Source organism: Mycobacterium pseudokansasii (assembly GCF_900566075.1).
Taxonomy (GTDB): domain Bacteria; phylum Actinomycetota; class Actinomycetes; order Mycobacteriales; family Mycobacteriaceae; genus Mycobacterium; species Mycobacterium pseudokansasii.
On record NZ_UPHU01000001.1, the window covers coordinates 6,005,738 to 6,031,402 of the forward strand.

24 protein-coding genes, 1 tRNA gene and 1 other RNA gene are annotated in these 25,665 nt (G+C 66.9%); 18 read left to right on the plus strand and 8 right to left on the minus strand.

Going from position 1 to position 25,665, the window contains the following annotated elements; translation table 11 throughout:
* Positions 1 to 42 precede the first annotated feature (42 nt).
* Together EET10_RS27180 and EET10_RS27185 are read left to right on the plus strand one after the other, a co-directional pair.
* A complete protein-coding gene (locus EET10_RS27180; protein WP_211187998.1) occupies positions 43 to 1,428 on the plus strand; it encodes an FAD-binding oxidoreductase in 1,386 nt (461 codons plus the stop codon).
* A complete protein-coding gene (locus tag EET10_RS27185) occupies positions 1,425 to 2,738 on the plus strand; it encodes a class I SAM-dependent methyltransferase (protein WP_036405589.1) in 1,314 nt (437 codons plus the stop codon). Before EET10_RS27180 ends, EET10_RS27185 begins: the two co-directional genes overlap by 4 nt.
* A 1-nt stretch (position 2,739) precedes the next feature.
* On the opposite strand, the gene EET10_RS27190 is transcribed toward EET10_RS27185, so the two are convergent.
* From EET10_RS27190 to ffs, 3 genes are all read right to left on the minus strand, one after another.
* Positions 2,740 to 4,524 carry a DNA polymerase III subunits gamma/tau gene (locus EET10_RS27190; RefSeq protein ID WP_036405591.1) on the minus strand — a complete coding sequence of 595 codons (1,785 nt, stop codon included), beginning with the start codon at positions 4,522 to 4,524 and terminating at the stop codon, positions 2,740 to 2,742.
* Between the two features lie 154 nt (positions 4,525 to 4,678).
* Positions 4,679 to 5,965 (minus strand): aspartate aminotransferase type Ic, encoded by a 1,287-nt coding sequence (locus tag EET10_RS27195; protein WP_122502869.1) that lies wholly within the window; start codon positions 5,963 to 5,965, stop codon positions 4,679 to 4,681.
* An 89-nt stretch (positions 5,966 to 6,054) separates the two neighbouring features.
* An RNA gene (ffs, locus tag EET10_RS27200) (signal recognition particle sRNA small type) lies at positions 6,055 to 6,149 on the minus strand.
* Positions 6,150 to 6,228: 79 nt separating this feature from the next.
* On the opposite strand from ffs, the gene EET10_RS27205 reads away from it, so the two are divergent.
* Positions 6,229 to 6,317, plus strand: a tRNA-Ser gene (locus tag EET10_RS27205).
* Positions 6,318 to 6,408: 91 nt separating this feature from the next.
* On the plus strand, positions 6,409 to 7,302 hold the full coding sequence (gene lucA, locus EET10_RS27210) for a lipid uptake coordinator LucA (protein ID WP_122502669.1): 894 nt from the start codon (positions 6,409 to 6,411) through the stop codon (positions 7,300 to 7,302).
* Between the two features lies 1 nt (position 7,303).
* Here lucA and EET10_RS27215 read toward each other — a convergent pair whose 3' ends face one another.
* Complete coding sequence (locus EET10_RS27215; RefSeq protein WP_167480234.1) at positions 7,304 to 8,032, minus strand: enoyl-CoA hydratase/isomerase family protein; 729 nt, start codon at positions 8,030 to 8,032, stop codon at positions 7,304 to 7,306.
* A 136-nt stretch (positions 8,033 to 8,168) separates the two neighbouring features.
* Here EET10_RS27215 and EET10_RS27220 point away from each other — a divergent pair, with 136 nt between their 5' ends.
* The 3 genes from EET10_RS27220 (at position 8,169) to EET10_RS27230 (ending at position 11,811) form a co-directional block, all read left to right on the plus strand.
* Entirely contained in the window at positions 8,169 to 8,642 is a 474-nt protein-coding gene (locus tag EET10_RS27220) for a lipoprotein LpqH (RefSeq protein ID WP_036405599.1), read from the plus strand.
* Positions 8,643 to 8,704: 62 nt separating this feature from the next.
* Positions 8,705 to 10,441, plus strand: coding sequence for a hypothetical protein (locus EET10_RS27225; protein ID WP_099188581.1), 1,737 nt, complete (start codon positions 8,705 to 8,707; stop codon positions 10,439 to 10,441).
* Positions 10,438 to 11,811 carry a CHAT domain-containing protein gene (locus EET10_RS27230; protein ID WP_122502670.1) on the plus strand — a complete coding sequence of 458 codons (1,374 nt, stop codon included), beginning with the start codon at positions 10,438 to 10,440 and terminating at the stop codon, positions 11,809 to 11,811. Before EET10_RS27225 ends, EET10_RS27230 begins: the two co-directional genes overlap by 4 nt.
* Before the next feature lie 3 nt (positions 11,812 to 11,814).
* Here the strand turns inward: EET10_RS27230 and EET10_RS27235 are convergent, their stop codons facing one another.
* The gene (locus EET10_RS27235; RefSeq protein WP_099187818.1) at positions 11,815 to 12,234 is read right to left on the minus strand and encodes a hypothetical protein; all 420 of its coding nucleotides are present in this window, start codon (positions 12,232 to 12,234) and stop codon (positions 11,815 to 11,817) included.
* Between the two features lie 84 nt (positions 12,235 to 12,318).
* Between EET10_RS27235 and EET10_RS27240 the strand changes: the two genes are divergently transcribed.
* The 7 genes from EET10_RS27240 (at position 12,319) to EET10_RS27270 (ending at position 19,930) form a co-directional block, all read left to right on the plus strand.
* Entirely contained in the window at positions 12,319 to 13,650 is a 1,332-nt protein-coding gene (locus tag EET10_RS27240) for a hypothetical protein (RefSeq protein WP_036405601.1), read from the plus strand.
* Positions 13,647 to 14,786 (plus strand): hypothetical protein, encoded by a 1,140-nt coding sequence (locus tag EET10_RS27245; protein WP_036405603.1) that lies wholly within the window; start codon positions 13,647 to 13,649, stop codon positions 14,784 to 14,786. The genes EET10_RS27240 and EET10_RS27245 overlap by 4 nt, the downstream gene beginning before the upstream one ends.
* Before the next feature lie 88 nt (positions 14,787 to 14,874).
* Positions 14,875 to 15,936, plus strand: a complete 1,062-nt coding sequence (locus EET10_RS27250; protein WP_122502671.1) for an NAD(P)H-dependent amine dehydrogenase family protein — start codon at positions 14,875 to 14,877, stop codon at positions 15,934 to 15,936.
* A gap of 70 nt (positions 15,937 to 16,006) precedes the next feature.
* Positions 16,007 to 17,809, plus strand: coding sequence for a PPE family protein (locus EET10_RS27255; protein ID WP_122502672.1), 1,803 nt, complete (start codon positions 16,007 to 16,009; stop codon positions 17,807 to 17,809).
* A 94-nt stretch (positions 17,810 to 17,903) separates the two neighbouring features.
* Complete coding sequence (locus EET10_RS27260) at positions 17,904 to 18,077, plus strand: CsbD family protein (RefSeq protein ID WP_036405609.1); 174 nt, start codon at positions 17,904 to 17,906, stop codon at positions 18,075 to 18,077.
* A gap of 3 nt (positions 18,078 to 18,080) precedes the next feature.
* A complete protein-coding gene (locus tag EET10_RS27265; protein ID WP_423793558.1) occupies positions 18,081 to 18,815 on the plus strand; it encodes a cutinase family protein in 735 nt (244 codons plus the stop codon).
* 137 nt (positions 18,816 to 18,952) lie between these two features.
* Positions 18,953 to 19,930 carry an SDR family NAD(P)-dependent oxidoreductase gene (locus tag EET10_RS27270; protein ID WP_167480235.1) on the plus strand — a complete coding sequence of 326 codons (978 nt, stop codon included), beginning with the start codon at positions 18,953 to 18,955 and terminating at the stop codon, positions 19,928 to 19,930.
* Between the two features lie 79 nt (positions 19,931 to 20,009).
* On the opposite strand, the gene EET10_RS27275 is transcribed toward EET10_RS27270, so the two are convergent.
* A complete protein-coding gene (locus EET10_RS27275; RefSeq protein ID WP_168991007.1) occupies positions 20,010 to 20,159 on the minus strand; it encodes a hypothetical protein in 150 nt (49 codons plus the stop codon).
* A gap of 152 nt (positions 20,160 to 20,311) precedes the next feature.
* Between EET10_RS27275 and EET10_RS27280 the strand changes: the two genes are divergently transcribed.
* The 4 genes from EET10_RS27280 to EET10_RS27295 all read left to right on the plus strand — a co-directional run bounded on the left by EET10_RS27280 (position 20,312) and on the right by EET10_RS27295 (position 22,897).
* On the plus strand, positions 20,312 to 20,623 hold the full coding sequence (locus EET10_RS27280; RefSeq protein WP_036405612.1) for a carboxymuconolactone decarboxylase family protein: 312 nt from the start codon (positions 20,312 to 20,314) through the stop codon (positions 20,621 to 20,623).
* The gene (locus EET10_RS27285; RefSeq protein WP_122502673.1) at positions 20,620 to 21,198 is read left to right on the plus strand and encodes a carboxymuconolactone decarboxylase family protein; all 579 of its coding nucleotides are present in this window, start codon (positions 20,620 to 20,622) and stop codon (positions 21,196 to 21,198) included. The genes EET10_RS27280 and EET10_RS27285 overlap by 4 nt, the downstream gene beginning before the upstream one ends.
* Positions 21,199 to 21,302: 104 nt before the next feature.
* Positions 21,303 to 22,037 (plus strand): Crp/Fnr family transcriptional regulator, encoded by a 735-nt coding sequence (locus EET10_RS27290; RefSeq protein WP_036405616.1) that lies wholly within the window; start codon positions 21,303 to 21,305, stop codon positions 22,035 to 22,037.
* A 380-nt stretch (positions 22,038 to 22,417) separates the two neighbouring features.
* A complete protein-coding gene (locus tag EET10_RS27295; protein WP_036405618.1) occupies positions 22,418 to 22,897 on the plus strand; it encodes an MPT63 family protein in 480 nt (159 codons plus the stop codon).
* A gap of 124 nt (positions 22,898 to 23,021) precedes the next feature.
* Here EET10_RS27295 and EET10_RS27300 read toward each other — a convergent pair whose 3' ends face one another.
* Positions 23,022 to 23,759, minus strand: coding sequence for a hypothetical protein (locus EET10_RS27300; RefSeq protein WP_244602106.1), 738 nt, complete (start codon positions 23,757 to 23,759; stop codon positions 23,022 to 23,024).
* Between the two features lie 2 nt (positions 23,760 to 23,761).
* A complete protein-coding gene (locus EET10_RS27305; protein WP_246013704.1) occupies positions 23,762 to 25,429 on the minus strand; it encodes a multicopper oxidase family protein in 1,668 nt (555 codons plus the stop codon).
* Positions 25,430 to 25,665: the final 236 nt, after the last annotated feature.

Genomic DNA, 25,665 nt, shown 5'->3' on the forward strand with positions numbered 1-25,665 from the left:
GCGGGGATGCAGGGGCTGTGGTCGGTGACTACGATATATGTGATGCCCGCCCGTGAATCTTCGCTGTCCACCTACACATCGGGCACATCTGGCGTCGAGCGGCTGCTGGCGAGCTATCGATCCATCCCCGCGACCGCGACCGTCCGGTTGGCCAAGCCCGCCTCAAATCTGTTCCGCGCCCGCACCAAACGCGATGCCCCCGGTCTGGATACGTCCGGACTGACCGGCGTGATCAGCGTGGATCCCGACGCCCGTACCGTCGACGTGGCCGGCATGTGCACGTATGAGGACCTGGTCGCGGCGACGCTGCGTTACGGCCTGTCGCCGCTGGTGGTTCCGCAACTGAAGACCATCACCCTCGGCGGCGCGGTCAGCGGCCTGGGCATCGAGTCGGCATCGTTTCGCAATGGCCTGCCGCACGAGTCGGTGCTGGAAATGGACATTCTCACCGGGGCCGGCGAACTGCTCACCGTGTCCCCCGACCAGCACGCCGACCTGTACCGTGCATTTCCTAATTCCTATGGAACACTAGGCTATTCGACCCGACTTCGAATCGAGCTTGAGCCGGTCAAACCCTTTGTGGCGTTGCGGCACATCCGATTTCACTCGTTGACCGAGATGATCGCGGCGATGGAACGCATTGTCGACACCCAGGGACTCGACGGAGTCCAGGTGGATTACCTCGACGGAGTTGTCTTCGGCGCCGACGAGAGCTACCTGTGCGTAGGCGTGCGGACGACGACGCCGGGCCCGGTCAGCGACTACACCGGAAAAGACATCTACTACCGGTCCATCCAGCATGGGACCGGAATCAAAGAAGACCGGTTGACCATCCACGACTACTTCTGGCGCTGGGACACCGACTGGTTCTGGTGTTCACGCGCGTTCGGCGCGCAGAACCCGCGGCTGCGGCGCTGGTGGCCGCGCCGCTACCGGCGCAGCAGCGTCTACTGGAAGCTGGTGGCGGTCGATCAGCGCTTCGGAATCGCCGACCGGATCGAGAAACGCAACGGACGTCCAGCGCGCGAACGGGTCGTTCAAGACGTCGAGGTGCCCATCGGGCGCACCGGTGAATTCCTGGAGTGGTTCTTGGGCAATGTGCCGATCGCACCAATCTGGGTGTGCCCACTGCGGCTACGCAACCCGGCCGGGTGGCCGTTGTACCCGATCCAACCGGATCGCACTTACGTCAATATCGGGTTCTGGTCGTCGGTACCGGTAGGCACCGCCGAGGGCGCGACGAACCGGGCGATCGAGGCGAAGGTGGGCGAGCTCGGCGGCCACAAGTCGCTCTACTCAGACAGCTACTACACCCGCGAGGAGTTTGACGAGCTCTACGGCGGGGAGTCTTACAACACCGTGAAAAAGATCTACGACCCGGACTCGCGTCTACTCGATCTCTACGCAAAGGCGGTACAACGACGATGACAACGATCAAGGAGGCCGGCCGTCCCGCAGCCGGGGGCAAGCTGACCATGGCTGAAATCCTGGCGATCTTCACCAAGCCCGGTCAAGAGCCGCTGAAGTTCGCCGCCTATGACGGCAGCACTGCCGGACGTGCCGACGCGCGGCTCGGTCTGGAGCTCACGTCACCGCGCGGCATCACCTACTTGGCGACAGCCCCGGGTGAACTGGGTCTGGCCCGGGCCTACGTATCGGGTGACCTGCAGACCCGCGGCGTCCATCCAGGTGACCCGTATCAGCTGCTCAAAGCGCTGACCAACCGGGTGACGTTCAAGCGTCCGTCGCCGCGGGTGCTGGCCAATGTCGTGCGCTCGATCGGTGTGGAGAACCTGCTGCCGGTCGCGCCGCCGCCGCAGGAGGCACCGCCCCGGTGGCGCCGGCTGGCCGAGGGCCTGCTGCACAGCAAGTCCCGTGACGCCGAAGCCATCCACCATCACTACGACGTCTCCAACACCTTCTACGAATGGGTGCTCGGCCCGTCGATGACCTACACCTGCGCGGTCTACCCGAACGCCGACGCGACGCTGGAAGAGGCTCAAGAGAACAAGTACCGGCTGATCTTCGAGAAGCTGCGGCTACAACCGGGCGACCGACTGCTCGACGTCGGGTGCGGCTGGGGCGGCATGGTGCGCTACGCAGCACGACGAGGGGTCCATGTGCTGGGTGCCACGCTGTCGGCCGAGCAGGCCAAGTGGGCGCAACAGGCGATCGAAGGCGACGGTTTGACCGGTCTTGCCGAAGTGCGGCATTGCGACTACCGCGACGTGACCGAAACCGGATTCGACGCGGTCTCCTCGATCGGCCTGACCGAGCACATCGGCGTCCGGAACTATCCCGCCTACTTCGGCTTCCTCAAGTCGAAGTTGCGCACCGGCGGCCTTCTGCTCAACCACTGCATCACCCGCCACGACAATAAGTCGGCCCCATTCGCCGGCGGGTTCACCGACCGCTACGTGTTCCCCGACGGGGAGCTGGCGGGCTCGGGACGCATCATCACCGACATCCAGGACGTCGGTTTCGAGGTGCTACACGAGGAGAACTTCCGGCATCACTACGCGATGACGCTGCGCGACTGGTGCCGCAACCTCGTCGATCACTGGGAGGAGGCCGTCGCCGAGGTCGGACTGCCCACCGCCAAGGTATGGGGTCTCTACATGGCTGCATCCCGAGTGGCATTCGAACACAACAACATTCAGCTGCATCACGTGCTGGCCGCCAATGCGGACCCCTGGGGCGAGGATGACCTGCCGCTGCGGCCGTGGTGGACGCCTTAGCTTAGTCGATGGGCCGGGCACCCAGTTCGTTACGCAACAGCTCGAGTGCCGCCTCTTCGGGGTCGCGGCGCGGCTCGGAGGGGTTGTTGCGGCTGGCTTCGGCGAGCATGCTTTCCTCTTCGTCCTCGCCGGGTTGAGCGGAATCGGTTTCTGGCACAACCTCTTCCGCTTGCGCGGGAACCGAGGCTGCGACGGGCTCGGGTCCGCCGACCTCGCACCGCACCCGCCAGGCGACCCCCAATGCGTCTTTGAGTGCCTCGGCGATGACGTCGGCATTGCGCTGTTCGGACAAGCGCCGGGCCAGCGGCGCCGAATCGTGGGTCAGCACCAGCGTGTTGCCGTCCAGCGCGCGAACGGTGGCCCCCGCAAGCATCACCTCAGTGGTGCGGCTGCGTTGCCGCACCTTGTCGCGCACCGTCGGCCACATGGAACGAACGGCGGCTGCGTTGAGTTCGGTTGGCGCCGTGGCTGATTCGGGAGCCGGCTCGGGCGGTGCCGGACGGCGCGGCGCCGCAGTGTCCGCCGGGGCCCGCGGCGGGGCCGCAGTGTCCGCCGGGCGCGTGGGCGTTGCCCGCGGCGGCGCCGCGGTGTCCGGTGTCTCTGCAGCGGCCGGGATCGACATGGCCAACCGGGTTTCGATCCGCTCGACACGTTGCAACAACGCGGATTCGGCGTCACTGGCCGACGGCAGGAGCAGCCGCGCGCAAATCACTTCCAGGAGCAGGCGCGGCGCAGTCGCGCCGCGCATCTCGCCCAGACCGGCCTGAACCACCTCGGCGTACCGGGTCAGAGTCGCCGGCCCGATGCGCGCCGCCTGATCCCGCATCCGGTCCAGCACGTCCTCCGGCGCATCCACCACGCCACGAGACACGGCGTCCGGAACCGCTTGCAGGACAAGGAGATCGCGGAATCGTTCCAGCAGATCGGTGGCGAAACGGCGAGGGTCGTGCCCGGCGTCGATCACCGATTCGACCGCCCCGAATAATGCCGCCGCGTCGCCCGCGGCCAGTGCGTCGACCGCGTCGTCGATCAGGGCCACATCGGTGGCGCCCAGCAGTCCCAATGCCCGCTGGTAGGTCACCCGGATGCCGTCGTCGCCGTGGTCGGAGCCCGCCACCAACTGGTCCAGCACCGACAGCGTGTCACGCGGGGACCCGCCGCCGGCACGGATCACCAGCGGGTACACCGCGTCGTCGACGACGACGCCCTCCTGCTCACAGATTCGCCCGATCAGCCCTCGCATGGTGCGCGGTGGCAGCAACCGGAACGGGTAGTGGTGGGTGCGCGACCGAATGGTGGGCAGCACCTTTTCCGGTTCGGTGGTGGCGAAGATGAAGATCAGGTGCTCGGGCGGTTCTTCGACGATCTTGAGCAGCGCGTTGAAACCGGCGGTGGTCACCATGTGCGCCTCGTCGACGATGAACACCCGGTACCGGGACTGCGCCGGTGCGTAGAACGCGCGATCGCGCAGCTCGCGGGTATCGTCCACGCCGCCGTGACTGGCAGCGTCGAGCTCGACCACATCGATGCTGCCCGGCGCGTTGGGCGCCAGCGCCTCGCAGGACTCACAGACGCCGCACGGCGTGGCCGTCGGGCCCTGGGCACAGTTCAAGGAGCGCGCCAGGATGCGCGCCGACGACGTCTTCCCGCAGCCACGCGGCCCCGAGAACAGGTACGCGTGGTTGATCCGGCCGGCTTCCAGGGCGACCGACAGCGGCTCGGTGACGTGCTCCTGCCCCACCACCTCGGCGAACGTTGCCGGTCGATACTTGCGGTAGAGAGCCACGGTCAGCAGGCTACTCAGCTTGGGTGACCAGCGCCCGGCTGGGCATCGAGTGTGCTCTCACGGCGTCGCGGGTGAACACCGGGCGGGATTTTCGCGGTACTCGCCGCCATGACCTCACAGCGAAAACCCTCCGCCCGCAGTCGACAACGGTGCGCTAGCCGTAATGACCAGGGCCCAGCAACGCCTCGGTGGCGGCCAGCAGGGCGCAGGTAGCCAGGCCGTCGACGGCATCGCGCAGGTCGGGAAGCGACGGAAACGTGGGCGCAATCCGAATGTTCTTGTCGTCGGGATCCTTTCGATACGGGAACGACGCACCCGCCTCGGTGACCGCGATTCCGGCATCCTTGGCCAAAGCCACGGTGCGGCGCGCCGTTCCCGGCAGCACGTCGAGGTTGATGAAATAGCCGCCCTTGGGCTCGGTCCAGGATGCGATCTGGGAATCCCGGAGCCGCTGATCGAGGATCTCCAGCGCCAGCTCGAACTTGGGCGCCAGTATCTGCTGGTGGCGCAGCATGTGCAGGCGCACACCGTCGGCATCGCCGAAAAACCGCAGATGCCGTAGCTGGTTGACCTTGTCCGGGCCGATCGACTTCTTCCCGGCATACTGCAGATACCACGCGATGTTGCCCAGCGACCCGCCGAAGAAGCTGACGCCCGCGCCGGCGAAGGTGATTTTCGACGTCGACGCGAAGACATACGGCCGGTGCGGGTTGCCTGCCTTGGCTGCCAGCCCCAGCACGTCGACCTGACGGATGAAGTCATGGGTCAGGGTGTGCACCGCGTAGGCGTTGTCCCAGAACAAGCGGAAGTCGGGCGCCGCCGTCCGCATCAGGGCCAGCCGGCGGACGGCTTCCCAGGAATAGGTGACACCGGTGGGGTTGCCGAACACCGGCACCGTCCACATGCCCTTGATCGCGGCATCGGCGGCGACCAATTCTTCGATCAGGTCGACGTCGGGGCCGTCGTCGAGGATCGGGACGGGGATCATCTCGATGCCCATCGTCTCGGTAATCGCGAAGTGCCGGTCATACCCGGGAACGGGACACAGGAACTTGACGCTCGGTTCGTCCTTCCACGGCCGAGGCGAATCGACGCCGCCGTAGAGCATGGAGAACGCGACCACGTCATGCATCAACTCCAGGCTGGAGTTGTTTCCCGCGATCAGGTTCTGTACCGGCATTCCGAGCAGCTCACCGAAGATTGCTCGCAGGGCCGGCAGACCGTGCAGGCCGCCGTAGTTACGCGTGTCGACGCCCTCCGGGTCGCGATAGTCGTCTCCGGGCAGGCTCAGCAGCTGGTTGGACAGGTCGAGTTGCGCCGCGGACGGTTTGCCCCGCGTCAGATCCAGTGCCAGGTTCTTGGCCTGCAGCTCCGCGTAATCCTGCTGATGGCGATCATGCAGCGCCGCCAACTCGTCACGGTTGAGGGAATCGAACGACACCATGCGGCCCTTTCGCCATCGAACACCGGGGACACCGTGGACACCGTGGGTCATGCGGCAGGTCTTGATCGGGTTGCGTCACCCCTGACCAGAGGGGACCCCGCGCACCCGACAGAGCCCGTTGACCCTTGCTGCCTTCCGGCCCTGGGGGAGTTCACAGGATAGACGCCGCGCGGGGTCCACCGGTGAGTCTAGTACCCTGGCTGACGCGCTCGACGGCGGCCGCAGGACACATGACCCCGTCCAGCGGCTACCATATCGGCGGAGGATTCGCCTAGTGGCCTATGGCGCTCGCCTGGAACGCGGGTTGGGTTAATAGCCCTCGCGGGTTCAAATCCCGCATCCTCCGCCATGAGTCCGCAGCGCGGACACACACGGTGTGGGCCGGCCGGCTTGTTCGGCAAACGTTAAGCTGACCGGTGCCAACCAGTATGAGGAGGCATATGCGCCGCAAGTGGGCCGTCGTTTGGCACGCGTCGTTTTCGATCGCCGCCGGCCTCCTCTACTTCTATTTCGTGTTGCCCCGCTGGTTCGAGCTGATGGGCGAGACCTCGCACGCGTTGGGAACGACGCTGCGGATCGTAGCCGGCGCGCTGATCGGCCTGGCCGCACTGCCGGTGGTGTTCACGCTGTTGCGCACTCGCAAGCCGGAACTCGGCACACCGCAGCTCGCGCTGTCAATAAGGACCTGGTCGATCGTGGCCCATGTGCTGGCGGGCCTGCTGATCATCGGCACCGCGATCAGCGAGATCTGGCTCAGTCTGGACGCCGCGGGACAGTGGTTGTTCGGGATCTATGGGGCCGCCGCCGCCATCGGGGTGCTCGGGTTCTTCGCGTTCTACCTGTCGTTTATCGCGGAGTTGCCGCCGCCGCCACCGAAGCCGCTCAAGGTGAAAGCAACCACGCAGCGGCGCAGTCGCCGCAAGAAGCCGGGCGAGAACGACGGCGAGAACGACGAGGCTGAGACCGAAGAAGCCGAAGCCGCAGCTGACGAAGAAGCCGAGGCCGAGGTCCAGGCCGCTGAAACGACCGAAGCCGAAGCCCCGGCGACCGAAGAGGAGCCGGCCGAACCAGAAACCCCGGAACCTACGGCTGAGGCTGAGCCGGAGGTCACGGCCGAGGAACCAGACGCGACCGAAAAGACCGAAGAGACTGACGAGACCGACGAGACCCAAGAGACCGAAGCCGCCGCAGAGACTGAAGAGACCGAAGCCGCCGCAGAGACTGAACCCGCCGAAGAGACGCGGAGCGCGATCCGCAACCGCCGCCCGACCGGCAAGACGTCCCATCGCCGCCGGCGCACCCGTACCCGCGGCGGGGTCACGGTCGAGGATTAGCTCAGCGCCGGCGAAGACGCTCCAGGTAGTCGGCGATACCCTGCCGGGTCTGCTCGGCACCCCAGCGCAGACGGACGCCGTCGTCGATGTCGCCGGATTCGCGCATTCGCGCCACCGTGGGAGCCCGCAGCTGGATTTTGGTGTGCCGGTAGGCCTCGGCCGGGATGTCACCGAGGCTCGCCGCCTCCGCAACGGCCGCCTCGAGGAGGGCCTCGTCGACGACGGCGTGCGCAAGTCCACGGGCCACGGCCTCGGTCCCGCGGAACGTGCCGCCACCCAGCAGCACCTCCTCGGCGCGGTCGCCGCACGCATAGCGCATCACCTCCAGCGCAGCGACCGGGAACGGCACTCCGACCCGCACCTCTGATGCCCCGATCTGGGCATCGGGGCTGATCAATCGCCGATCGCAGGCACAGGCCAGCACACATCCGCCCGCGATGGCCGCACCGTTGATTGCGGCCACCGTCGGCCCGGGATAGCTGAACATCGCCTCGAACGCGGCGGAAAGCGCCGGAATCAGCCGATCGGTGTACCCCGCACCGCCATCCAGCACGCGATTGAGGTCCACGCCGGCGCAGAACACCCGCCCGGCCCCGGTGATCACCAGCGGGCCCCGCAGCTGGTGCAGGACGTCGGTCAGCTCACCGAGCAGCTCGACGTCGAGGGCGTTCACCCGCCCCGATGAGAGCGTCAACACGTGCGCCGCTTCCAGGGTCTGGATGTCGATCACCCTGACACTCCATCACCACGACGAAACGCCGGCGCCTCCGGGTCGCTCGAATACTTGGGATCGGTAGCAGCCGAGCGGATTTGTACTTGCTGCCATGGCGCCGCCATCGGGGCGACGCATGACGGAAGGAAGTCGGATGAAGCGCGTTATCGCAGCTGCGATTGGAACCATCGGTAGCGCTGTGGCGCTGGTGGGCTGCTCCAGTGGCGGCCACACGGCCAGCCCGGCATCGAGCGTCTCCGCCGGCGGTGGCGGCACCCAGGTCCAGGTGGGCGGCACCGATCTTCCCGGACTGAACCCCGCCTCGGTGACCTGTGTCAAGCAGGGCGGCAAGGTCAACATCGGCAGCGGCTCCACCGGTGGTCAGCAACAGGCGCTGGCGGTGGTGATGACCGACGAGGCGACACCGCGGGTCGAGTCGCTGGCGCTGGTCGTCGACGGCAACGCCCTGTCCGTCGCGGACAACATGGGCGCCAAAGTGGGCTCAGCGAAGGTCGCGGTGGACGGCAAGACCTACACCATCACCGGCCAGGCGCAGGGAGCCGACTTGAAGAACCCGATGGCCGGAATGATCACCAAGGACTTCAACATCAAGGTGACGTGCGGCTAGCACGGCAGATCCCGGCCGCCGGACATGCCTCCATGACCGCCGGCCGGACTTATGATGCAGCCGTGTCGATCTCCGACGAACTCGAACGCGCCCGGCGCCAGGCGTTCGCCGCCGACGAGGAGGGTGCGCGGCAACTGCTGCTGTCCCTGATGCCGCGCATCGAGCGGGCCGATCGAGACGACCTCATGCTGGAGGTTTTCGCGCAGCTCGGTGAGATCTACCTGGTCCGCGGCGCCAATGACGGTGTGGACGAATGCATTCGGCGGATCCGCGATTGTGTGGCGAGCTACTCCGGGATTCTGGCCGGCACGATGCCCGAGGCAGCCGGTCAGGTGCGGATGTCCGGTGCGGACATCGCGCGGATGGTCTGCCGCTATTCGCGGCGAGCTCAGTTGCTGCACACCGGCCTGGCAGCGGCGCGTGGCGATCACGACGGCGCCCTGACGGCACTGGCGGAGTTGACGGCGTTGGTCACGGACTGCGGCGACGCCTTTCCCGACCTTGCCGCCGAGGGCGCATCCCTGCTCACCCACGCCCGCATCCTGTGCGCCGGTGCGCTCTGTGACGACGACCTGCACCCCCGATCGCTGCACTTGTGGGAGCAGATACTCGACGCCGTGAACCGGCCCGCCGGCGACGAGTATGACCACTACCTCTGGGTTAACGCGGCCACCGGATACGGCAGATTCTGCGTCGAGACGGGGCGACTACCGGAAGCCGAGCCCTGGCTGCTCCGGGCAGGAGCCCGCGCGGCCGCCAATGGCTGGGAATTAGCCTCGGCCAGAACGCAGTTGGAGCGCGCGGCGGCCAGCTGGCTGGTGGGCGACCATGTGACGACCGAGCAGTTGGTGTCGCAGGCCCATCCGGTCATCGCCCGGTACGCGCGGGCGCACGACGTCGCCCGGTGTTGGCTGTATCTGGGACTTATCCGGTTGGCAAGCGGCGCATTGGAAGCCGCCGACGAATGCTGGGAACACGCCGAACGGCATTGGCGTGAACTGGGCAAGCCGCTGCATCTGCATCGTATTCTGCTGCAACGCAGCTGGATCCCGATTTTCCGTAGCCGCTTCACCGAAGCGGTTGAGATGATCGCGCAAGCTCGCGAGTTGCTCGACTCCTCACCGCGCAGCAGTTGGCTGCAGTACGCTCAGCTTGACAGCCACCTGGGCACCGTATGGCGGGCAGACGCGCTGGCCGACTTGGGTTTTGACAGTTCCGGCGACCCTGCGGAGACGTTGCAGGAGACCGAGGCGCGGCAAGCCGACGGGCTCGGCATCCTGCGCGGCGAGGTCGCCACCCCGCAGTACCGGCGCGCGCGGGCCAAGCTCGAGCAGGCCGCCGAGCTCAAGGTGCCCGCGGCGCTGGCCGTCGACTCGGTGCGCTATTCGATCGCCGACGCAGACGCGAGAGCACGGTGGGCAGCCCATGTCTCGGCGCCGATGCTGGCCGGCGCCTTTGCCGTCGCCTGGGAATGGGAGAACACCGGCCTGGTCAGCGAGCTAGTCGAATATCATAGCGCCAGAGGCACTTTCAGCGAAGTCCCGCAACGGCCGGCAATGGGCGAGTGGGCGTCGACCACCACTGCAACGGCATTGGCCGACACCGAGCCGGAGCCGGCCTTGGCGGCAGCAGGTCCACCGGCGCAAACCGGTAACTCGCTGACCCGGCTTGGGCCGTTGCCGCCGTTACGGATGGAGCCGGATGCCGAGCCGATCATGAGTCACTATCGGGCACTGGCGTTTCAGCGATACGGTCGCGCTGTCACCGCCGCCGAACCCGCCTGGTCGACCTGGCCATGAGCGATTCGGGCCGGCTGACTCTGGTCCTGAGATACGCCGACGTCGGGATCGCCACCTACGCCGGCTTGCGGGTCGTCGGCCAGCCGTCGAAAACCGTTGCCTGGGTGGTGGAAGAGCCGATTCTGCTGGCGGCCCTGGACGAACTCACCGACGCGCTGCCCGAGCCGCGCGGCTCGGAGAGCCGCCGCGATGCCATCGAGCGGGCACTGGCCACCGGTCCGTTCGCGACGCCGGATGCCGAACTGACGCTCGCCTACATACTCGGTGTGCTGCTGATCGGCGCACCGGGATGGCAGCTGCTGACGGAGTGCGTGTCGTCGCCGCGCCCGGTCCTGTTCGTCGCCCCGAGCGCCCGTCTGGTACGCGTGCCCTGGGGTCTGCTGGCGCTGCCGAAATCCGGACCCAGCAAGGAAGAGCTGGTACGGGCCCGCCAGGAGGCCATCACCGCCAGCGGCCGCGCGGCCGCCCGCATCCCGTGGCAGCTGGCCGACATCACGACGCACACCGACGGCTACCGGCTGATGGAGCTGGTCGACGTGCTGCTGGCGGTGCCGCAGAACATCGTCAATGCGCCGCGGGCACCGGCCGGCTGGGACGCCCGGCAGGACGGTCCGGCGGTGCTGGTACTGGATCCCCGCGTCCCCGGGCAGCGGCCCGACTCCGCGCTGGGATCGGTGCTCGGCCGGCCGTCGGAGCACACTCGGCTGGCACGGCACTTTGCCGAACTGATGCAACGCCGCGCGGTGTTGCCGGCCGTCGAGGCGGCGGTCGAGTTGTTTCGCCGCAGCGATGCCGACCGCTCGTGGCTGGCCGGCTTGCTGGCGCGAAACCCGAGTCGACTCGTGTATGTCGGGCACGCGAGTTCGGCCGACGGTGATCTCGGCCGGGCCGACCGGGCCGCGCTGCACCTGGCCTGTCGGGCGGAGATCGCCGGCGATGCCGACGCTGTCGGCGAGCACCGGCCACTGACCGCGTCGGATCTGATGGCCCTGCGGTTGCCGATACCCCCGCGGGTGGCGCTGCTGGCCTGCGCGTCGGGCGGTGACTACCGGTTCGACGAGGCTACCGGCCTGGTGGCGGCGATGATTCTCGGCGGGGCGCAGCTGGTGACGGCCACCCTATGGTCGCTTCCCACCACGGCCGCCTATCGCCAATTCGCAACGGTCGGTGACGATCTAGTCGAGCCCATGGCCGACCCGATGGCCAACGTCGTCGCCGCCGTGGACCGGGCCCACGAGAACGTGGACGCCGGATGCGCCGTCAATCGCTGGCAGCGCGACCAGATGCGACGCTGGCGGGACGGAGACGTCACCGCCAGCCCGCTGTATTGGGCAGCCCTGGTCACCTTCGCGGTCGACGGCGCGCGCTGACGGTCACACGAAGCTCAGGCCGCGTGCGCGGACTGCCAAGACGTCGTCGGGCAGCGAAAGCGCCTCGCGGTCAGCGGGATCGAACGCCACCAGGACGACCAGGCCGGGACGCAACGCCGATTCGTCGGACTCGTCGTCGCGCACCAGTCGGCCGATGAATGTGTCGCCGTGCACGCTGGCCACCTCGATCCAGATCTGGCGCTCCCCGGCGCCGACCGCGCGTACCGTGCCCACCCCGACGGTACGGCTGTCTGCTGATGCCGGGCGGGGGCCGCGGGCGAGGCGGCCGACGAACACCACGGTCGCCGCGGCCAGGGCAACACCGGTGAGGGCCAGCCACGACCAGTGAAACATCAGGTACAGCAGGGTGGTTGCGATCAGCGCGATCTCGGCGACGACGGCCGGCAGCTTCGACGTGTTCATGCCACCAGGCTCGGGTATGCGATCGGCTACCGAACCCAACTTTCGGGTTATCACTATGGTGGCCGATACCCCTATCCTGTCGAGATGAGCGCGGATCCGCGGGCGGCGACGGCCGTGGCGGTGGGTCACCCCCGCCGGGCGGTGATCGACCGGGCTTGGCGCGCAATCGGTCCCGGTGTCGAGGTGCTCAGCAGCGACGACGGCGGCCCGCTGAGCCGCACCGTCAAACGCATCATCGATCCGCTGGTGCTGCGGTTGCGCTCGAATCCCCAGTATTCGGCCCCGGTCGTCGACCCCGGCGCGGCCGCGGCAATGAGCGACCTTATCATCGGCAGCGGCCCTGAATTGCGTTGCGCGGCTGCGTGGTTCGAGGTGCTCAAACGCGAACGCCGCCGGCTGCGGATTCGCAGCGGAAACGCCCAGGAGCTCTACTTCCCGGTCTGTTTCGAGTTGGCGGTGACGAAGGGCCCACCCGCAACAGACGATCGGGACACCGCGGCCGCGGTGCTGCACGAGGTGCATCAGGGCCGGGACCGCACCGCCATCGAAGTGCTCAACGAATACGTGTCGAACCCCACGGTCGTTGCCGCCCTGACTGCACAACTCGACCGCAGCTGGCGGGACATACGCGCCCCGGAAATGGCTCTGGACACCGTGGTCGAGCCGTTCCTGGCCGGGTTGGGCGCCGTGCTGGGTGCCGCCACCGGTCACAGCGCAGCCGCCGCCCGCCAGCGCGTCTGGTGGGACCTGATCTCCGATGCCACCCCGTACAACCTGGGCGCGCTGGCCCGCGTCGACGATGCTCAGCTGCCGTGGTCGATCGTGACGTTGGGGCTGAGTTCGGTTGCGCCGCAACAGCGCCCACAGGTCGTCGGCGGCTCCGACAGCGACCGTCCGCTGGACCGGACGGTGGTGGATCGGGTGCGTGCCACGCTACGACGCGCCCTGGATCGCGACGCGCTACCCGATGTGCCGCTGTTGTGTGCCGAGGAGGTGGACCGGGCCTGCGCCCCGTGGGGACTGCTGGCCGAGGACAAGCAGGCAACGCTGGTGGCCGGCATCGAGGTCGCGGTCGAGCTCGCGCCCCTGGACCGGGCGACGACCAATCGGTACCCACTGGCCGCGCAGATCCAGTCCAGGCTTCGTAAGGAGGCGTACGTCCTGCACGCCCGCCGCTACCTCGCCGAAGGCGGGCCGATCCATCCGCGGCAGCGGCAGGTGGTCGACGACCTTGCCGCCTACCCGCAGCCCTACCTGAGCCGGCTGTGGGCCCGGCTGCACGGACGTGACGTCTGGCAGGAGCCCTGCGAGGACGTCGACGACGTGCGATCCCTGCTGGAAGGCGTCGCCCGGTCGGTGAGCCTCGACCACCGGCAACGGATCAAGTCGATGCTGGAATTGCAGGTGGCGGGATGAGATTGGTCGCCGAATCCGGCTTGTGGACGACGGGCCCGGCCCGGCAGATTCCCGCGGCGGCACCGCTGACTGCGGTGCTGGAAGTCAGTGGCGCGGTGTTGTCCTGGACCATCGACGACCCGCCCGACGACACCGCGACACACATCGCGTTCACCGACGTGTCGCGCGCCGACTGGCTGTGGCGCGTGGTCGGCGAAACCGGGCACGTGGCACTGGCGTCCGCGATGGCCGCGCATCCTGCCGGTGACCTCGAGCTCACCGGCGTCGACGTGGTGCCGGGGTCGACGGCCCCGCTGCGCAGGCTGGCGTTGGGCCACTGGCTGCGCCGCTGGTGGCCCGCCAGTCAGCGCGACGGCATCGCCGGACTGGACCGGGCGCTGCTCGACGCCGAAGTCGCGTTGCTGACGGCAGGCGTGCAGGTTTTCTTCACCGACGACACCTTGGATTCGGACGTTTCTGCGCTGCTGGCACCGCACGCCGCGACGCTGCTTTCCCACCTGCGCACCGACGATCGGCGTGTCCTCGAACTGGTGGGTGCCGCCGCCCGGCTGGCCGACGTTGCGGGCATCGACGGCATCGACTGGGCGGAACTGTCTGCGGCAGTTGATGATTCGGCAGTCATCGCGACGTTGCCGAGCGGCCGCCGCGACGACTACGCGCTGGCCGCCGGCACCGATGCGGCTCCGCGGGGAGCGGCGTCGATCGGCCGGGGCGTGGCGTCGATCAGCTGGGGTGCGGTGCCGCCCGGAATCTTCGATGCCGCCGAGGACACCGTCGACTGGAGTGTCGAGCCGGCGGGCCCGGGCGTTGTCGCGGTGATACGCGCAGCCGTCGTCGGGCCGGATGCGCCCACCGACATCCCGGTATGGGTGCACTCCGGGGAGGTCAGCGGCGCCGGCGCGTTGGACGCCGGCGGCCGGGCCACGCTCCCCCTCGCCGACGCACACCAGCGCGCAATGGCGGAAACTGCTGCCTGGAACCACGATTGGCCGCGGACATCGGTGGTGATCGGCGCCGACATCGAAGAATCGCGGCACACGCGCGATCGGGTCCGCCGCTGGGCGCGGGCACGATTGGAGCAACCGCCGGCCAATGCTTTCCTCGCCGAAATCCTGGCCGGGGAGTCAGCGTATTGAGCCGGTTGTGAATCTCACGACGCCCCACCGGCGCGTCGCGGCGTCAGATTCACTGTCGGCCGGAAGGCCGCGTCCCTATGCTGAGCGAGTGCCAAAAACTTATCGGGTCGTGCAGTGGACCACCGGCAATGTCGGCAAGAGCGCGCTGCGGGCGATCGTCGCCAACTCGGCCCTGGAACTGGTGGGCTGCTATGCCTGGTCACCCGACAAGGCCGGGCGTGACGCCGGCGACCTGTGCGGCATCGACCCGCTGGGGGTGGCCGCCACCAACGACGTCGGCGCACTGCTGGCCCTCGAACCCGACTGTGTGGTCTACAACCCGATGTGGAAGGACGTCGGCGAGCTGGTGCGCATCTTGTCGGCCGGCGTGAACGTGGTGACCACCGCGGCCTTCGTCACCGGGCACAACCTGGGCGCCGACCGCGACCGGATCCTGGACGCGTGCCGACGGGGCGGCTCGACGATCTTCGGCTCCGGCGTCAGCCCCGGCTTCGCCGAGCTGTTGGCCATCGTGTCCGCGATGGTCTGCGACCGGGTCGACAAGGTCACCGTCAACGAGGCGGCCGACACCACGTTCTACGACTCCTCGGCGACGGAAAAGCCGGTCGGGTTCGGCCAGCCGATCGACCACCCGGACCTGCAGGCGATGACCGCGCACGGGACAGCCGTTTTCGGCGAAGCGGTCCGGTTGGTCGCCGACGCGCTGGGGGTCGAGCTCGACGACGTGCGCTGTGTGGCCGAGTACGCGCAGACCACGGCGGACCTTGATCTCGGGTCGTGGACCATCCCGGCGGGTTGCGTTGCGGGTGTGCACGCGAGCTGGCAGGGGGTGCTGGAGGGCAGAACCGTCGTCGAGCTCAATGTCCGCTGGCGCAAGGGACAAACCCTCGAGCCCGACTGGAAGATCGATCAGGACGGCTGGGTCATCCAGGTCGACGGGCAACCGACGGTCACCACCCGGATCAGCTTCTTGCCACCGCCGTACTTCCAGGCCGAGACGATCGCCGACTTCATGGTGCTCGGCCACATTATGACGGCGATGCCGGTGGTCAACGCGATCCCGGCCGTCGTCGCGGCGGCCCCCGGCATCGCCACGTACAACGACCTTCCGCTGACGCTTCCCCGTGGGGCGGTGCCGCGCAGCAAATAGCAAGTAGCACGAACCGGCTCCCCGTCGCCGCCCGCGATCGTAGAGTTCTGGGCGGAAAGGGGTCACGGCGATGAACTTTTCGGTGTTGCCGCCGGAAGTCAACTCGGCGCGGATCTTTGCCGGTGCGGGGACGGCTCCGATGCTGAACGCAGCGGCGGCCTGGGACCGGCTTGCTGCTGAATTGTCCGCAGCAGCAAGCTCATTCGGCTCGGTTACCGCGGCGCTGGCCGGTCGGTCCTGGCAAGGACCCGCGGCCGCCGCAATGGCCGCGGCGGCGGCCCCGTACGCGGCCTGGCTCACCACGGCCGCGGCCATGGCTGCGCAAGCGGCGGGGCAGGCCCGAGTGGCGGCCGCCGGCTACGAGGCCGCGCGGGCGGCAACCGTGCATCCGATGATGGTCGCGGCCAATCGCGGTCGGCTGGTATCGCTGGTGTGGTCGAATCTGTTCGGGCAAAATGCGCCGGCGATCGCGGCCGTCGAAGCCGGCTACGAGCAGATGTGGGCTCAGGATGCGGCCGCGATGTCGGGCTATCACGCCCTGGCATCGGCGGTGGCCGCGCAGTTGCCGCCCGTCAACCTCGGCCTCGGCAACATCGGCTCGCTCAATCTGGGCGGGGGCAACACCGGCAACGCCAACCTGGGCAGCGGCAATATCGGCAACACCAACCTGGGCAGCGGTAACTTCGGCAACGCCAACCTGGGCAGCGGTAACTTCGGCGACTTCAACCTCGGCAGCGGCAACGGCAACTTCCTCGACGCCGTGCAGGCCAACTTCAACGTGGGTAGCGGGAACAACGGCAGCTACAACGTCGGGTTCGGCAACTCGGGCCCGGGAAGCAGCGCGGGTAACGCCAACGTCGGCAACGGAAACCTGGGCAGTCAGAACTTCGGCAACGGCAACAACGGCAGCCAAAACGTGGGATCCGGCAACACCGGCAACGTCAACACCGGCTACGGCAACACCGGCGACCGCAACTGGGGACTGGGCAACAGCGGCAACAACAACATCGGCTTCGGCAACACCGGCAACGGGAACATCGGCATCGGGCTCACCGGCGACAACCAGCGCGGCCTCAACCTTGCCGGCTGGCTGAATTCGGGCAGTGGCAACATCGGGTTGTTCAACTCGGGCACCGGCAACATCGGGTTGTTCAACTCCGGCAGCGGAAACGTCGGCATCGCCAACTCCGGGCTCAGCAACTTCGGCATCGCGAATTCGGGCGAGGTCGACACGGGGCTGTGGAACTCCGGTGACACCAACACCGGCATTGCGAACTCGGGTTCGGGCGCATTCGGCGGAGTCAACACCGGCTTCGGGAACGGCGGCTACCACAACACCGGCTTCGCGAACGGGGGCTCCTTCAACGCCGGCAGCTTCAACTCCGGCAACCACAACACCGGCGGCTTCAACTCGGGCTTCATCAACACCGGATACTTCAATTCGGGCCCGTTGAACACCGGCCTGGCGAACTCCGGCGGCATCAACACCGGCCTGTTCAATGCGGGCGAGCTGAACACGGGGCTGGGCAGCTCGGCGGACCAGCCCGGGCCCAGCTCGGGCTTCGGCAATTCGGGCGCGGGCAGCTCGGGGTTCTTCAACAACGGCGTAAACAGCTCCGGCATAGGAAATGTCAGCGGTCTGGGCCTGGACTCCGGCTTCTGGAATCGCGGTGGCGGCGGCCGTGCCACCGGGTTCTTCAACGCGGGCGCGGGCTTTGGTGTCACCGGCTTCTTCAACTCGGGCAGCGGCGGGTTGAGTTCCGGCTTGTTCAATTCCGGTGACACCGGCAGCAACTCGGGCTTGCATAACACGGGTGGCAACAGCTCCGGCGGCTTCAACACCGGATCCGGGCAGTCGGGTTTCTTCCACTGATGGGTGTCCGGGATCCAGGCCGCCGACCGGGGCGGTGCCTTCCCGAGCTACGGCCGAGGTTTCACCCTCGCCCGATGGCGGGTATCCAGGGACAATGAGTGCCGAGGACAAGCTGAAGAACAAGATCGAGGACTTGGGCGGGCGGGCCAGGGAAGCGATCGGCAGGGCCACCGGGGACCCGGATACCACAAACCGAGGCCGGGCCGACCAGGCGAAGGCCAGCCTGAAAGATGCCGGCGAGAAGGTCAAGGACGCCTTCCGGAAGTAGGAGATGACCACGATGGGCCAGCGCTGGCTGACGGCAAGATCCGCCTGGCTGCGCCGGTTGACAACCGGCGCAGCGGCCGCAGTGGGCACGGTCGCCGCGTTGACCGCGGCACCTGCCGTCCAGGTCTCGTCGGCATCCGCCGAACCGTGCCCCGACGTCGAGGTGTTGTTCGCCCGCGGCACCGGCGAACCGCCGGGGATCGGCAACATCGGAGCCGCTTTCGTGGAGGCGCTGCGCTCGCAGATCGGTTCCAGGTCACTTGGGGTCTATGCGATCAACTATCCGGCCAGCAGCGACTTTTCCAGCAGCGATTTCCCGCTCACGGTTATCGACGGGGTTCGCGACGCCAGCACGCATATCGAGTCCATGGCGGCCAGCTGCCCCGCGACTCGGCAGATACTCGGCGGGTACTCGCAGGGGGCGGCCGTGGCCGGTTACGTCACCTCTGCTGCCGTGCCGCCCGGCGTTCCGGCGGCCGCGGTGCCCGCGCCGATGCCGGCCGAGATCGCCAAACACGTTGCAGCGGTTACACTTTTCGGAACGCCGTCGGGTCAATTCCTGAACCGGTACGGCGCACCGCCGATCACCATCGGGCCGCTGTATCAGCCCAAGACGATCGAGTTGTGCGCCACCGGCGATGCCGTTTGCGGCGCCGGCAACGATCCCGTTGCCCACGTGTCGTATGCGATGAACGGTATGACAAGCCAGGGCGCGGATTTCGCGGCGCGTCACCTCTAGGATCTGTCCCCGCCGAGCGTGAATCACGCGACGCTTCGTCGGCGTGTCGCGCCGCCGAATGCACAGTCGGCGCTGGGCGTTAGGCGCTAGCCGCGCCCCGGCCGCGCGCCGGTCCGCCCACCGTGCACAATCGCTCCATGCATGTTCTGGTAACCGGAGGTACGGGGTTCGTCGGCGGCTGGACCGCCAAGGCCATTGCGGATGCGGGGCATTCGGTGCGCTTCCTGGTCCGAAATCCGGCAAAGCTAGAGAAAACCGTCGCCAACCTGGGTGTCGACACATCGGACTTCGTTCCGGCAGACATCAAGGACCGCGACGCGGTACGTGAGGCGTTGACCGGATGTGACGCCGTCGTGCACAGTGCCGCACTGGTCGCCACCGACCCGCGCCAGACGCCGCAGATGCTGAGCACCAACATGGAGGGCGCCCGCAACGTCCTCGGCCAAGCCGTCCAACTGGGTCTGGACCCCATCGTGCATGTATCCAGTTTCACCGCGCTCTTTCATCCCGACCTGGAAACCCTGACGGCCGACCTGCCGGTTGTCGGCGGAACGGACGGTTACGGAACGTCGAAGGCGCAGGTCGAAATCTATGCGCGCGGCCTGCAGGACGCCGGCGCACCGGTGAACATCACCTATCCCGGCATGGTTCTCGGCCCGCCCGTCGGGGACCAGTTCGGTGAGGCCGGCGAGGGAGTCAAAGCGGCGCTGCAGATGCACACAATCCCCGGGCGCCGGGCGGCGTGGTTGGTGATCGACGTCCGCGACGTGGCCGCCGTGCACGCCGCGCTGCTGGAGCCGGGCCGTGGGCCCCGCCGCTACATGGTGGGCGGGCACCGGATTCCGGCGACGGAGCTGGCCACCATGCTCGGCCAGGTGGCCGAAACGCCGATGGTGAGCGTCCCGGTTCCCGACACCGTGCTGCGCGTCGCGGGGACGCTGCTGGACTTGGCCGGTCCGTACCTGCCGTTCGACAATCCGTTCACCGCCGCCGGGATGCAGTACTACACCCAGATGCCCGAGTCCGACGACTCACCCAGCGAGCACGAGCTCGGTATCACCTATCGGGATCCGCGCACGACATTGGCCGATACGGTCGCCGCCCTGCGGGCTTAGCCGGTTGCATCGAGATTGCCGTCAGGGCTGTGGTTTCCGCCGCCGATCCACGACAGTGGCGGCCGTCTCGAGGAGAAAATCACGCCAGCCCGTCAGGGGAGTCTGTGTCGTCCCCCTCGGAGGGCGGGATGGGCGAATTCTTCAACCACGTGCGTAGCCGGAGAAGTTCGTTGATCACGATGCCGATGCCGACCAGCACCAGCACCGTCACCACAATCGCGGTGGTCACGTACTCCATGGTGACAGGCGCGCCGGTGGCAGGCATGCGCCCCGTGGCTGAACGGCACCGGAGCGGGAACGCCCCTGCCGCAGATTGATGAATCCGGCTAAGGTCAGCCGCACAGGCGCCCATAACCGGCCCACGAACAAAAGGGGTGCGCGGTGTCGATCAGCGGCCGATACCCACGACTGCAGGAGAAACTTCGCCGGGCGGTTCTCGATGCCCCGGCCGACACGGATCCGACCCTGCGACGCGTCGCCTACCACGGCGATGACCTGCCCGAGCCGTTGCAGGCCTATGTGGACAAGCTGTGGCGGTACGCCTACCGCGTGCAGGACAGTGACATCGAGCGGATGCGCGGAGCCGGCTATTCCGAAGACCAGATATTCGAGGTGACCATCGCCGCCGCGCTCGGTGCGGGTGACAGCCGTCGGCGCGCGGGTATGTCGGCCCTTAACGAGGCGTTGCGGTGAGGCTGCACAGCGTCGCACGTGGCCGATTCGGCACTCGCCTGGTGTTCGCGGCGTTGCGCGCCGCGACCGGCCGCGAGATACCCGACATCATCAAGATGCGGCACCACCGTCCGCGGTTCTTCGGCAGGCCGTTCTTCGCGCTGGTTCAGGCGGTGATGCGGGGCCCGTCGCCGTGGACGGTCGGTGAGCGGGAGTTCTTCGCCGCCTTTGTCTCCGAGCAAAACCGTTGCAAATTCTGCGCCACCACCCACGAGGCGGTCGCTTCGGCTGTCCTCGACCCCGCGATCAGCGTTGCGGCAGTGAGCGATTGGCGTAGCGCCGCGGTTGACGACCGGGTGCGGGCGACCCTGGGCCTGCTGGAAAAGCTAACCCGCACACCCGATGAAATCGGACCGCCCGATGTGCGCACGGTCCTCGACACCGGCGTCAGCCCGGAAGCGGTCCGCGACGCGATCGAGGTTTGCGCGTTGTTCAACACGATCAATCGAGTGGCCGACGGTCTCGACTTCAGCCTGCCGACAGCCGCCGAGCGCGCCTTCAATGCTCGAGTTCTGCTGAGGCTGGGCTATCGCTGAGCGGGCACCGAGCACAACCGGGCATCTGCCTCCTTCGTGGTGCGGTGCTCGAACCCGTCGGCCCCCGCTTCGTGACATGATCGGCGGTGCATGAAGGAGGCGCGATGTCAGACCACCCGGCAAGTCCGCTCCGGCATCTCGTGCAATCGCTGGGCGGCGGCCAGCAGGTCTCGGAGGCGCAGGTCCGACACGCAGCCTGGGTGGCACGATGCGTGGGTCGCGGGGCATCGGCACCACTGCACCCCAACGATGTATCAGCTCTGGCGGAAAGCCTGCAATCCAGAGACTTTTCCCCGGGAACGGTCGTCTTCCTGGCCGACCGCGCCGCCAGCGCGGTGTGCATTGTGCGGCAGGGACGGATCGAGCTCACGGTCGGCTCCGGGCGGCGGCGCGTGGTGGTCGATGTGCTTCGCCCGGGTGATGTCGACGGCGACATCGCGCTGTTGCTCGACATGCCGCCGCCCTACACCGCAAGGGCGCTGACCGATTCGAGCTGCCTGTTTCTGGATCGGCAGGCATTCGATCGGTTGCTCGCAACCCACCCGGCGATTTCGCGGCGTTGGTTGTCGAGTGTGGCGCAACGAGTGTCGGCCAGTCAGTCGAGGTTGATCGGACTGCTTGGCCGGCCGCTGTCGGCTCAACTGGCGCAGCTGCTGCTCGACGAGGCCGTCGACAACCACGTCGAATTGGCGCAGCGCACCATTGCAGCCATGCTCGGTGTCCAGCGCCCGTCAATTAACAAGGTGATCAAGGACTTTGAACGCGATCAGCTGATCCGGGTCGGGTATGCGGTCATCGAGATCGCCGACGCCGGGGGGTTGCGCGCTCGCGCGCAATAACTTTCGAATCCGGGCCTACCGATCGGCCGGCGGACCGGCGAACTCGCGCTGATCGCAATGCCGCCTTCGACGGCCACGGCGCCAAGCGCGCCGGCTGGACGACCGGGCCGGCCGTACCGACGGTCACCATGCCGAGATCGTCACGCTGGCCGACGTCGTCGGGACCGACCTCGTCAATGTCGCCACCAAGCTGCTCGCGCTGGGCGCTCACGCTTGGTCGCGGCCAAGCGGTGGGGCATCCGCACCGGCCAATCTTGATCAATTCCCGTGACGCCGAGGTGCTGGTCGCGGCGGATAACGATTCTTGAAAACAGTGGTCATATGCGAAAAGGGTGACTTATATATAAATTGTTGTCGCTCCAACCACCGAGGAGAGCACCATGAAAATCACCACATTGATTCAGGCGACGGTCGCAACCCTGGTCGTGGCAACCGCCGGGGTCACCAGCGCACCGCCTGCGTCGGCCGCCTATCCGATGGTCGGCAAACTTGGCACCGAACTGACGATGACCGACACCGTCGGTCAGGTTGTCCTCAGCTGGAAGGTCAGCAACCTCCAGCCCAGCAGCGATGAGACGCCGGGCTATCAGGTGGCCGGGAAGCTTTGGGAAGCGACGGCCACCGTGAAGGCCATTCGGGGCAGCGCCACTCCCGCCATTTCGCAGTTCAACGCCGTCGCTCCCGACCAAGCGGCTTACCGGGTTCTGTGGTTTGTCTCTTCGCCGTCCAACATCAGTGGAGCCACCATTCCCGAAGGCGCACAATCGACCGGAAAGATCCACTTCGACGTTACCGGCCCTTCGCCCACCACGGTGACGATGAACAACGGGATGGAAGACCTCATGATTTGGGGGCCATAACCTAACCATCGCAACGGGAGCCCGAAAGCTCCCGTTGCTTATGACAACGATCGGCGGGCCGAACCGGCACCCGACTTAGCCGGCGCGACGCTGCCCGTTGCGGTGGCTATTTCGCTGCGTGCCCTCAGCCATGCTCCTCGGCAGGGGGCTCGGGCGGCGCTGACGGCCCGTCCGGCTCGAGGCTGACCATCGGCGGTAGCGGGAGCGGGGTCGGGGGCAACCCGCCTCCGTAGGAGGCCTGCCGCACGCCGACGACAAGCGTCAGCACGTAGGTGGGCGGCGTGTCCGGCGGAAAGCCCAGCACTCTGACGTCCTCCGGAATCGGGTCGGGCCGCAGGCAGATTGTTGCCAAACCCCTTCCGGCCCAATAATCGTCGGAGGGTCCGGGCAACAGATGGTAGTCGAAGATCGTGATGGTCGAGCTGCCGTCCACACGTTTGTCGAAGGGTATATACACGCCTGGCAGTTCGTACGGGTTTGCCGACTCCCGGTAGCGGTTCTGGTTGGGAACGGTGTGCTGACCTTCGAGTTCCACGGCCACCCGCTGATGCCGTGGCGGACCATCCGGGTACCACGAACCGCTGATTTCCGCCCAGTCCCAGCCCGGGCTCGGCTGACAGTCCGGTTCGCCGTAGGGAATCCAGTGGATCGGATCGCTCGGCAGTTGCACTTCGAGCAGGGCGCCTTTGGGGATGAGCTGTGGCACCCAGGTGCGGTTCCACCAGCTGAGATTGTCGCGATGCTGCTGGTTGAAGCTGTAACGGCCTTGGTTTTGCATGGGTTGCATCGAGGGCTCGGCGGTTGCCAGGCCGACAGCTGACAACGTCGCTAACACGAGAGTGACAACAATTGGGCGGCGCATCGTCACTCCATCGCATGCTGTCCGGGCGGATCGATCATGAGAAGGCCCATCATTCCCCTGTCTTCGTGCGGCAGAATGTGGCAGTGATAAACGGTCATGCCGGTGACGTCCGGGCGGAAATACATACGCAGGGTGTACCGGCCGAACGGCGGTAGCCGAAAGGTATCCCACCACACGTCCGGCTCCGTCTGCCAGCTGGTGTCCCCGGGCGGAATACCGTGGATGTCGACGACCTGAAACGGGTTGACATGGATATGAATTGGATGCTGAAAGACGTCCTCGTTGATCAACGTCCACTCTTCGATCGTGCCCGCCTCGACCTCCGTGTCGATCCGTTGGTGATCGAATTCCTTTCCGTCGATCAGGAACTGCACGCCCATGCCGGTCCGGCCGGTGATGTCTCCGGAGAACACCATGGTGCGACGACGCGCGATCGGCAGGTTCGGCATCTGCGGCGGATCCACCAGGGTCGTGGGCATCCGGCTGTTGACCCTATTCCCGTTCACCACCAATGTGCCCAATGACATTGAGGGTCGCGGGCCACCGGGGTGCCCTTGGTCGTAGGCTGCCGCGTAGATTCGGTAGCGGCCCGGCTCACCGCCCTTGATGATGAACTCGGCCCGGTTGCCGGCGGCCAGCATGATGTTCGCCCGGGGCTGCGGTGTGCGGTAAGGCGTTCCGTCCGTGCCGATTTGGTGCAACGTGTGGCCCTCGATGTGTAACCAGATCGATCGATGCGGGCACGCGTTGAGAAACCGCCAGCGCTGCGCCTCCCCCGGTTTGATACTGATGTCCGGCAGCAACTGGCCGTTGAGAGGGAAGTACATGGACGACGGCACCGCAGGAATGGATTCGAAGGGCGCGTGACCCGCCATGGGAACCACCACGGCGAAGGGCACCTCGGCACTGTCGTCAGCGATCCACATCTCGTTGACCACGATGGTTCGCTCTCGCATTTCGGCAATCGCGGGTATCGCGTCGATGTCGCCCTCGACGATGATCGCACCGGACAGCCCGTTCCACAGCTGATGGGCTGTCGCCGTGTGGAAATGCGGGTGATACCAGTGCAACCCGGTCGGCTGGTTGGCGGCGATGTTGTAGCTGTACTGGTGGTCTTGCAGCGGGCCCAGCTGAAGTCCCACGTTGTCCCCGGGGTCCTCCGGAGACACCTGCAGCCCATGGGTGTGCAGGTTGGTGTCGACCAACTCCTGGAACATGGTTTGCCTTCGCTCCCACCTATTCCAGAAGTCGTGGAGGCAGGCTCGCCGGGTGTCGAAACGCGGGTCGTTGGACTTGGAGGCGCAATAGGGCACCATGAAAACATTATTTGTGGGAATGCCCACCGGAACGATGCGGTTCTTGAGCAGAATTCGTAGGTTGTCGCCTTGCCGTATCCGCAAGATAGGTCCCGGAAACTGGCCGTTGTATGTCTCCAGGGTCACCTGACGGCCACCCAGCTCTACCGGATTGGTCACCACCTCCAGCGAATAATCCAAGACGCCGCTCTCGCTGGACACTTGAGGCAGGTCGCGAAGCTCTTCGCCGCCGGCCCGCGCCGGACCGGCGCTCCTTATCACACCCGCGCCGGCCGTGACAGCCATCAGGGCCAGAAATGTCCTGCGGTCCAAGGGATTTCGCCGCAAGTGACGCCCGAGGGATGCAGATTCCATTGCGGATCCTTGTCGTCGTGGAAGTCAGCGCAGAGCGTAACCCACACAGCCGGCTTCTAGAAGCCCAACTTTTACATCGTTATGCGGGCCGGAGGCGGATTGCCAGAAGTGTTATCCACATGACCATTCGGTTGAAAGAATTCGCAAACTCGAATAGCGAGCCGGACCTCGCGGCAAAAGCTGCGGCAATGACCGGAAAAACCTGGCCGGCATGGCAGGCGGAGCGTATTGTCTGC

What these genes read in the sequence shown, in the direction of transcription:
- EET10_RS27220 (WP_036405599.1), top strand. Translation starts at nt 8,169, where the DNA reads ATGAAGCGCGTTATCGCAGCTGCGATTGGAACCATCGGTAGCGCTGTG.
- EET10_RS27240 (WP_036405601.1), top strand. Translation starts at nt 12,319, where the DNA reads ATGAGCGCGGATCCGCGGGCGGCGACGGCCGTGGCGGTGGGTCACCCC.
- EET10_RS27270 (WP_167480235.1), top strand. Translation starts at nt 18,953, where the DNA reads ATGCATGTTCTGGTAACCGGAGGTACGGGGTTCGTCGGCGGCTGGACC.
- EET10_RS27230 (WP_122502670.1), top strand. Translation starts at nt 10,438, where the DNA reads ATGAGCGATTCGGGCCGGCTGACTCTGGTCCTGAGATACGCCGACGTC.
- EET10_RS27300 (WP_244602106.1), bottom strand. Translation starts at nt 23,759, where the DNA reads ATGCGCCGCCCAATTGTTGTCACTCTCGTGTTAGCGACGTTGTCAGCT.
- EET10_RS27180 (WP_211187998.1), top strand. Translation starts at nt 43, where the DNA reads ATGCCCGCCCGTGAATCTTCGCTGTCCACCTACACATCGGGCACATCT.
- EET10_RS27245 (WP_036405603.1), top strand. Translation starts at nt 13,647, where the DNA reads ATGAGATTGGTCGCCGAATCCGGCTTGTGGACGACGGGCCCGGCCCGG.
- EET10_RS27290 (WP_036405616.1), top strand. Translation starts at nt 21,303, where the DNA reads ATGTCAGACCACCCGGCAAGTCCGCTCCGGCATCTCGTGCAATCGCTG.
- EET10_RS27255 (WP_122502672.1), top strand. Translation starts at nt 16,007, where the DNA reads ATGAACTTTTCGGTGTTGCCGCCGGAAGTCAACTCGGCGCGGATCTTT.
- EET10_RS27265 (WP_423793558.1), top strand. Translation starts at nt 18,081, where the DNA reads ATGACCACGATGGGCCAGCGCTGGCTGACGGCAAGATCCGCCTGGCTG.
- EET10_RS27235 (WP_099187818.1), bottom strand. Translation starts at nt 12,234, where the DNA reads ATGAACACGTCGAAGCTGCCGGCCGTCGTCGCCGAGATCGCGCTGATC.
- EET10_RS27260 (WP_036405609.1), top strand. Translation starts at nt 17,904, where the DNA reads ATGAGTGCCGAGGACAAGCTGAAGAACAAGATCGAGGACTTGGGCGGG.
- EET10_RS27305 (WP_246013704.1), bottom strand. Translation starts at nt 25,429, where the DNA reads ATGGAATCTGCATCCCTCGGGCGTCACTTGCGGCGAAATCCCTTGGAC.
- EET10_RS27185 (WP_036405589.1), top strand. Translation starts at nt 1,425, where the DNA reads ATGACAACGATCAAGGAGGCCGGCCGTCCCGCAGCCGGGGGCAAGCTG.
- lucA (WP_122502669.1), top strand. Translation starts at nt 6,409, where the DNA reads ATGCGCCGCAAGTGGGCCGTCGTTTGGCACGCGTCGTTTTCGATCGCC.
- EET10_RS27295 (WP_036405618.1), top strand. Translation starts at nt 22,418, where the DNA reads ATGAAAATCACCACATTGATTCAGGCGACGGTCGCAACCCTGGTCGTG.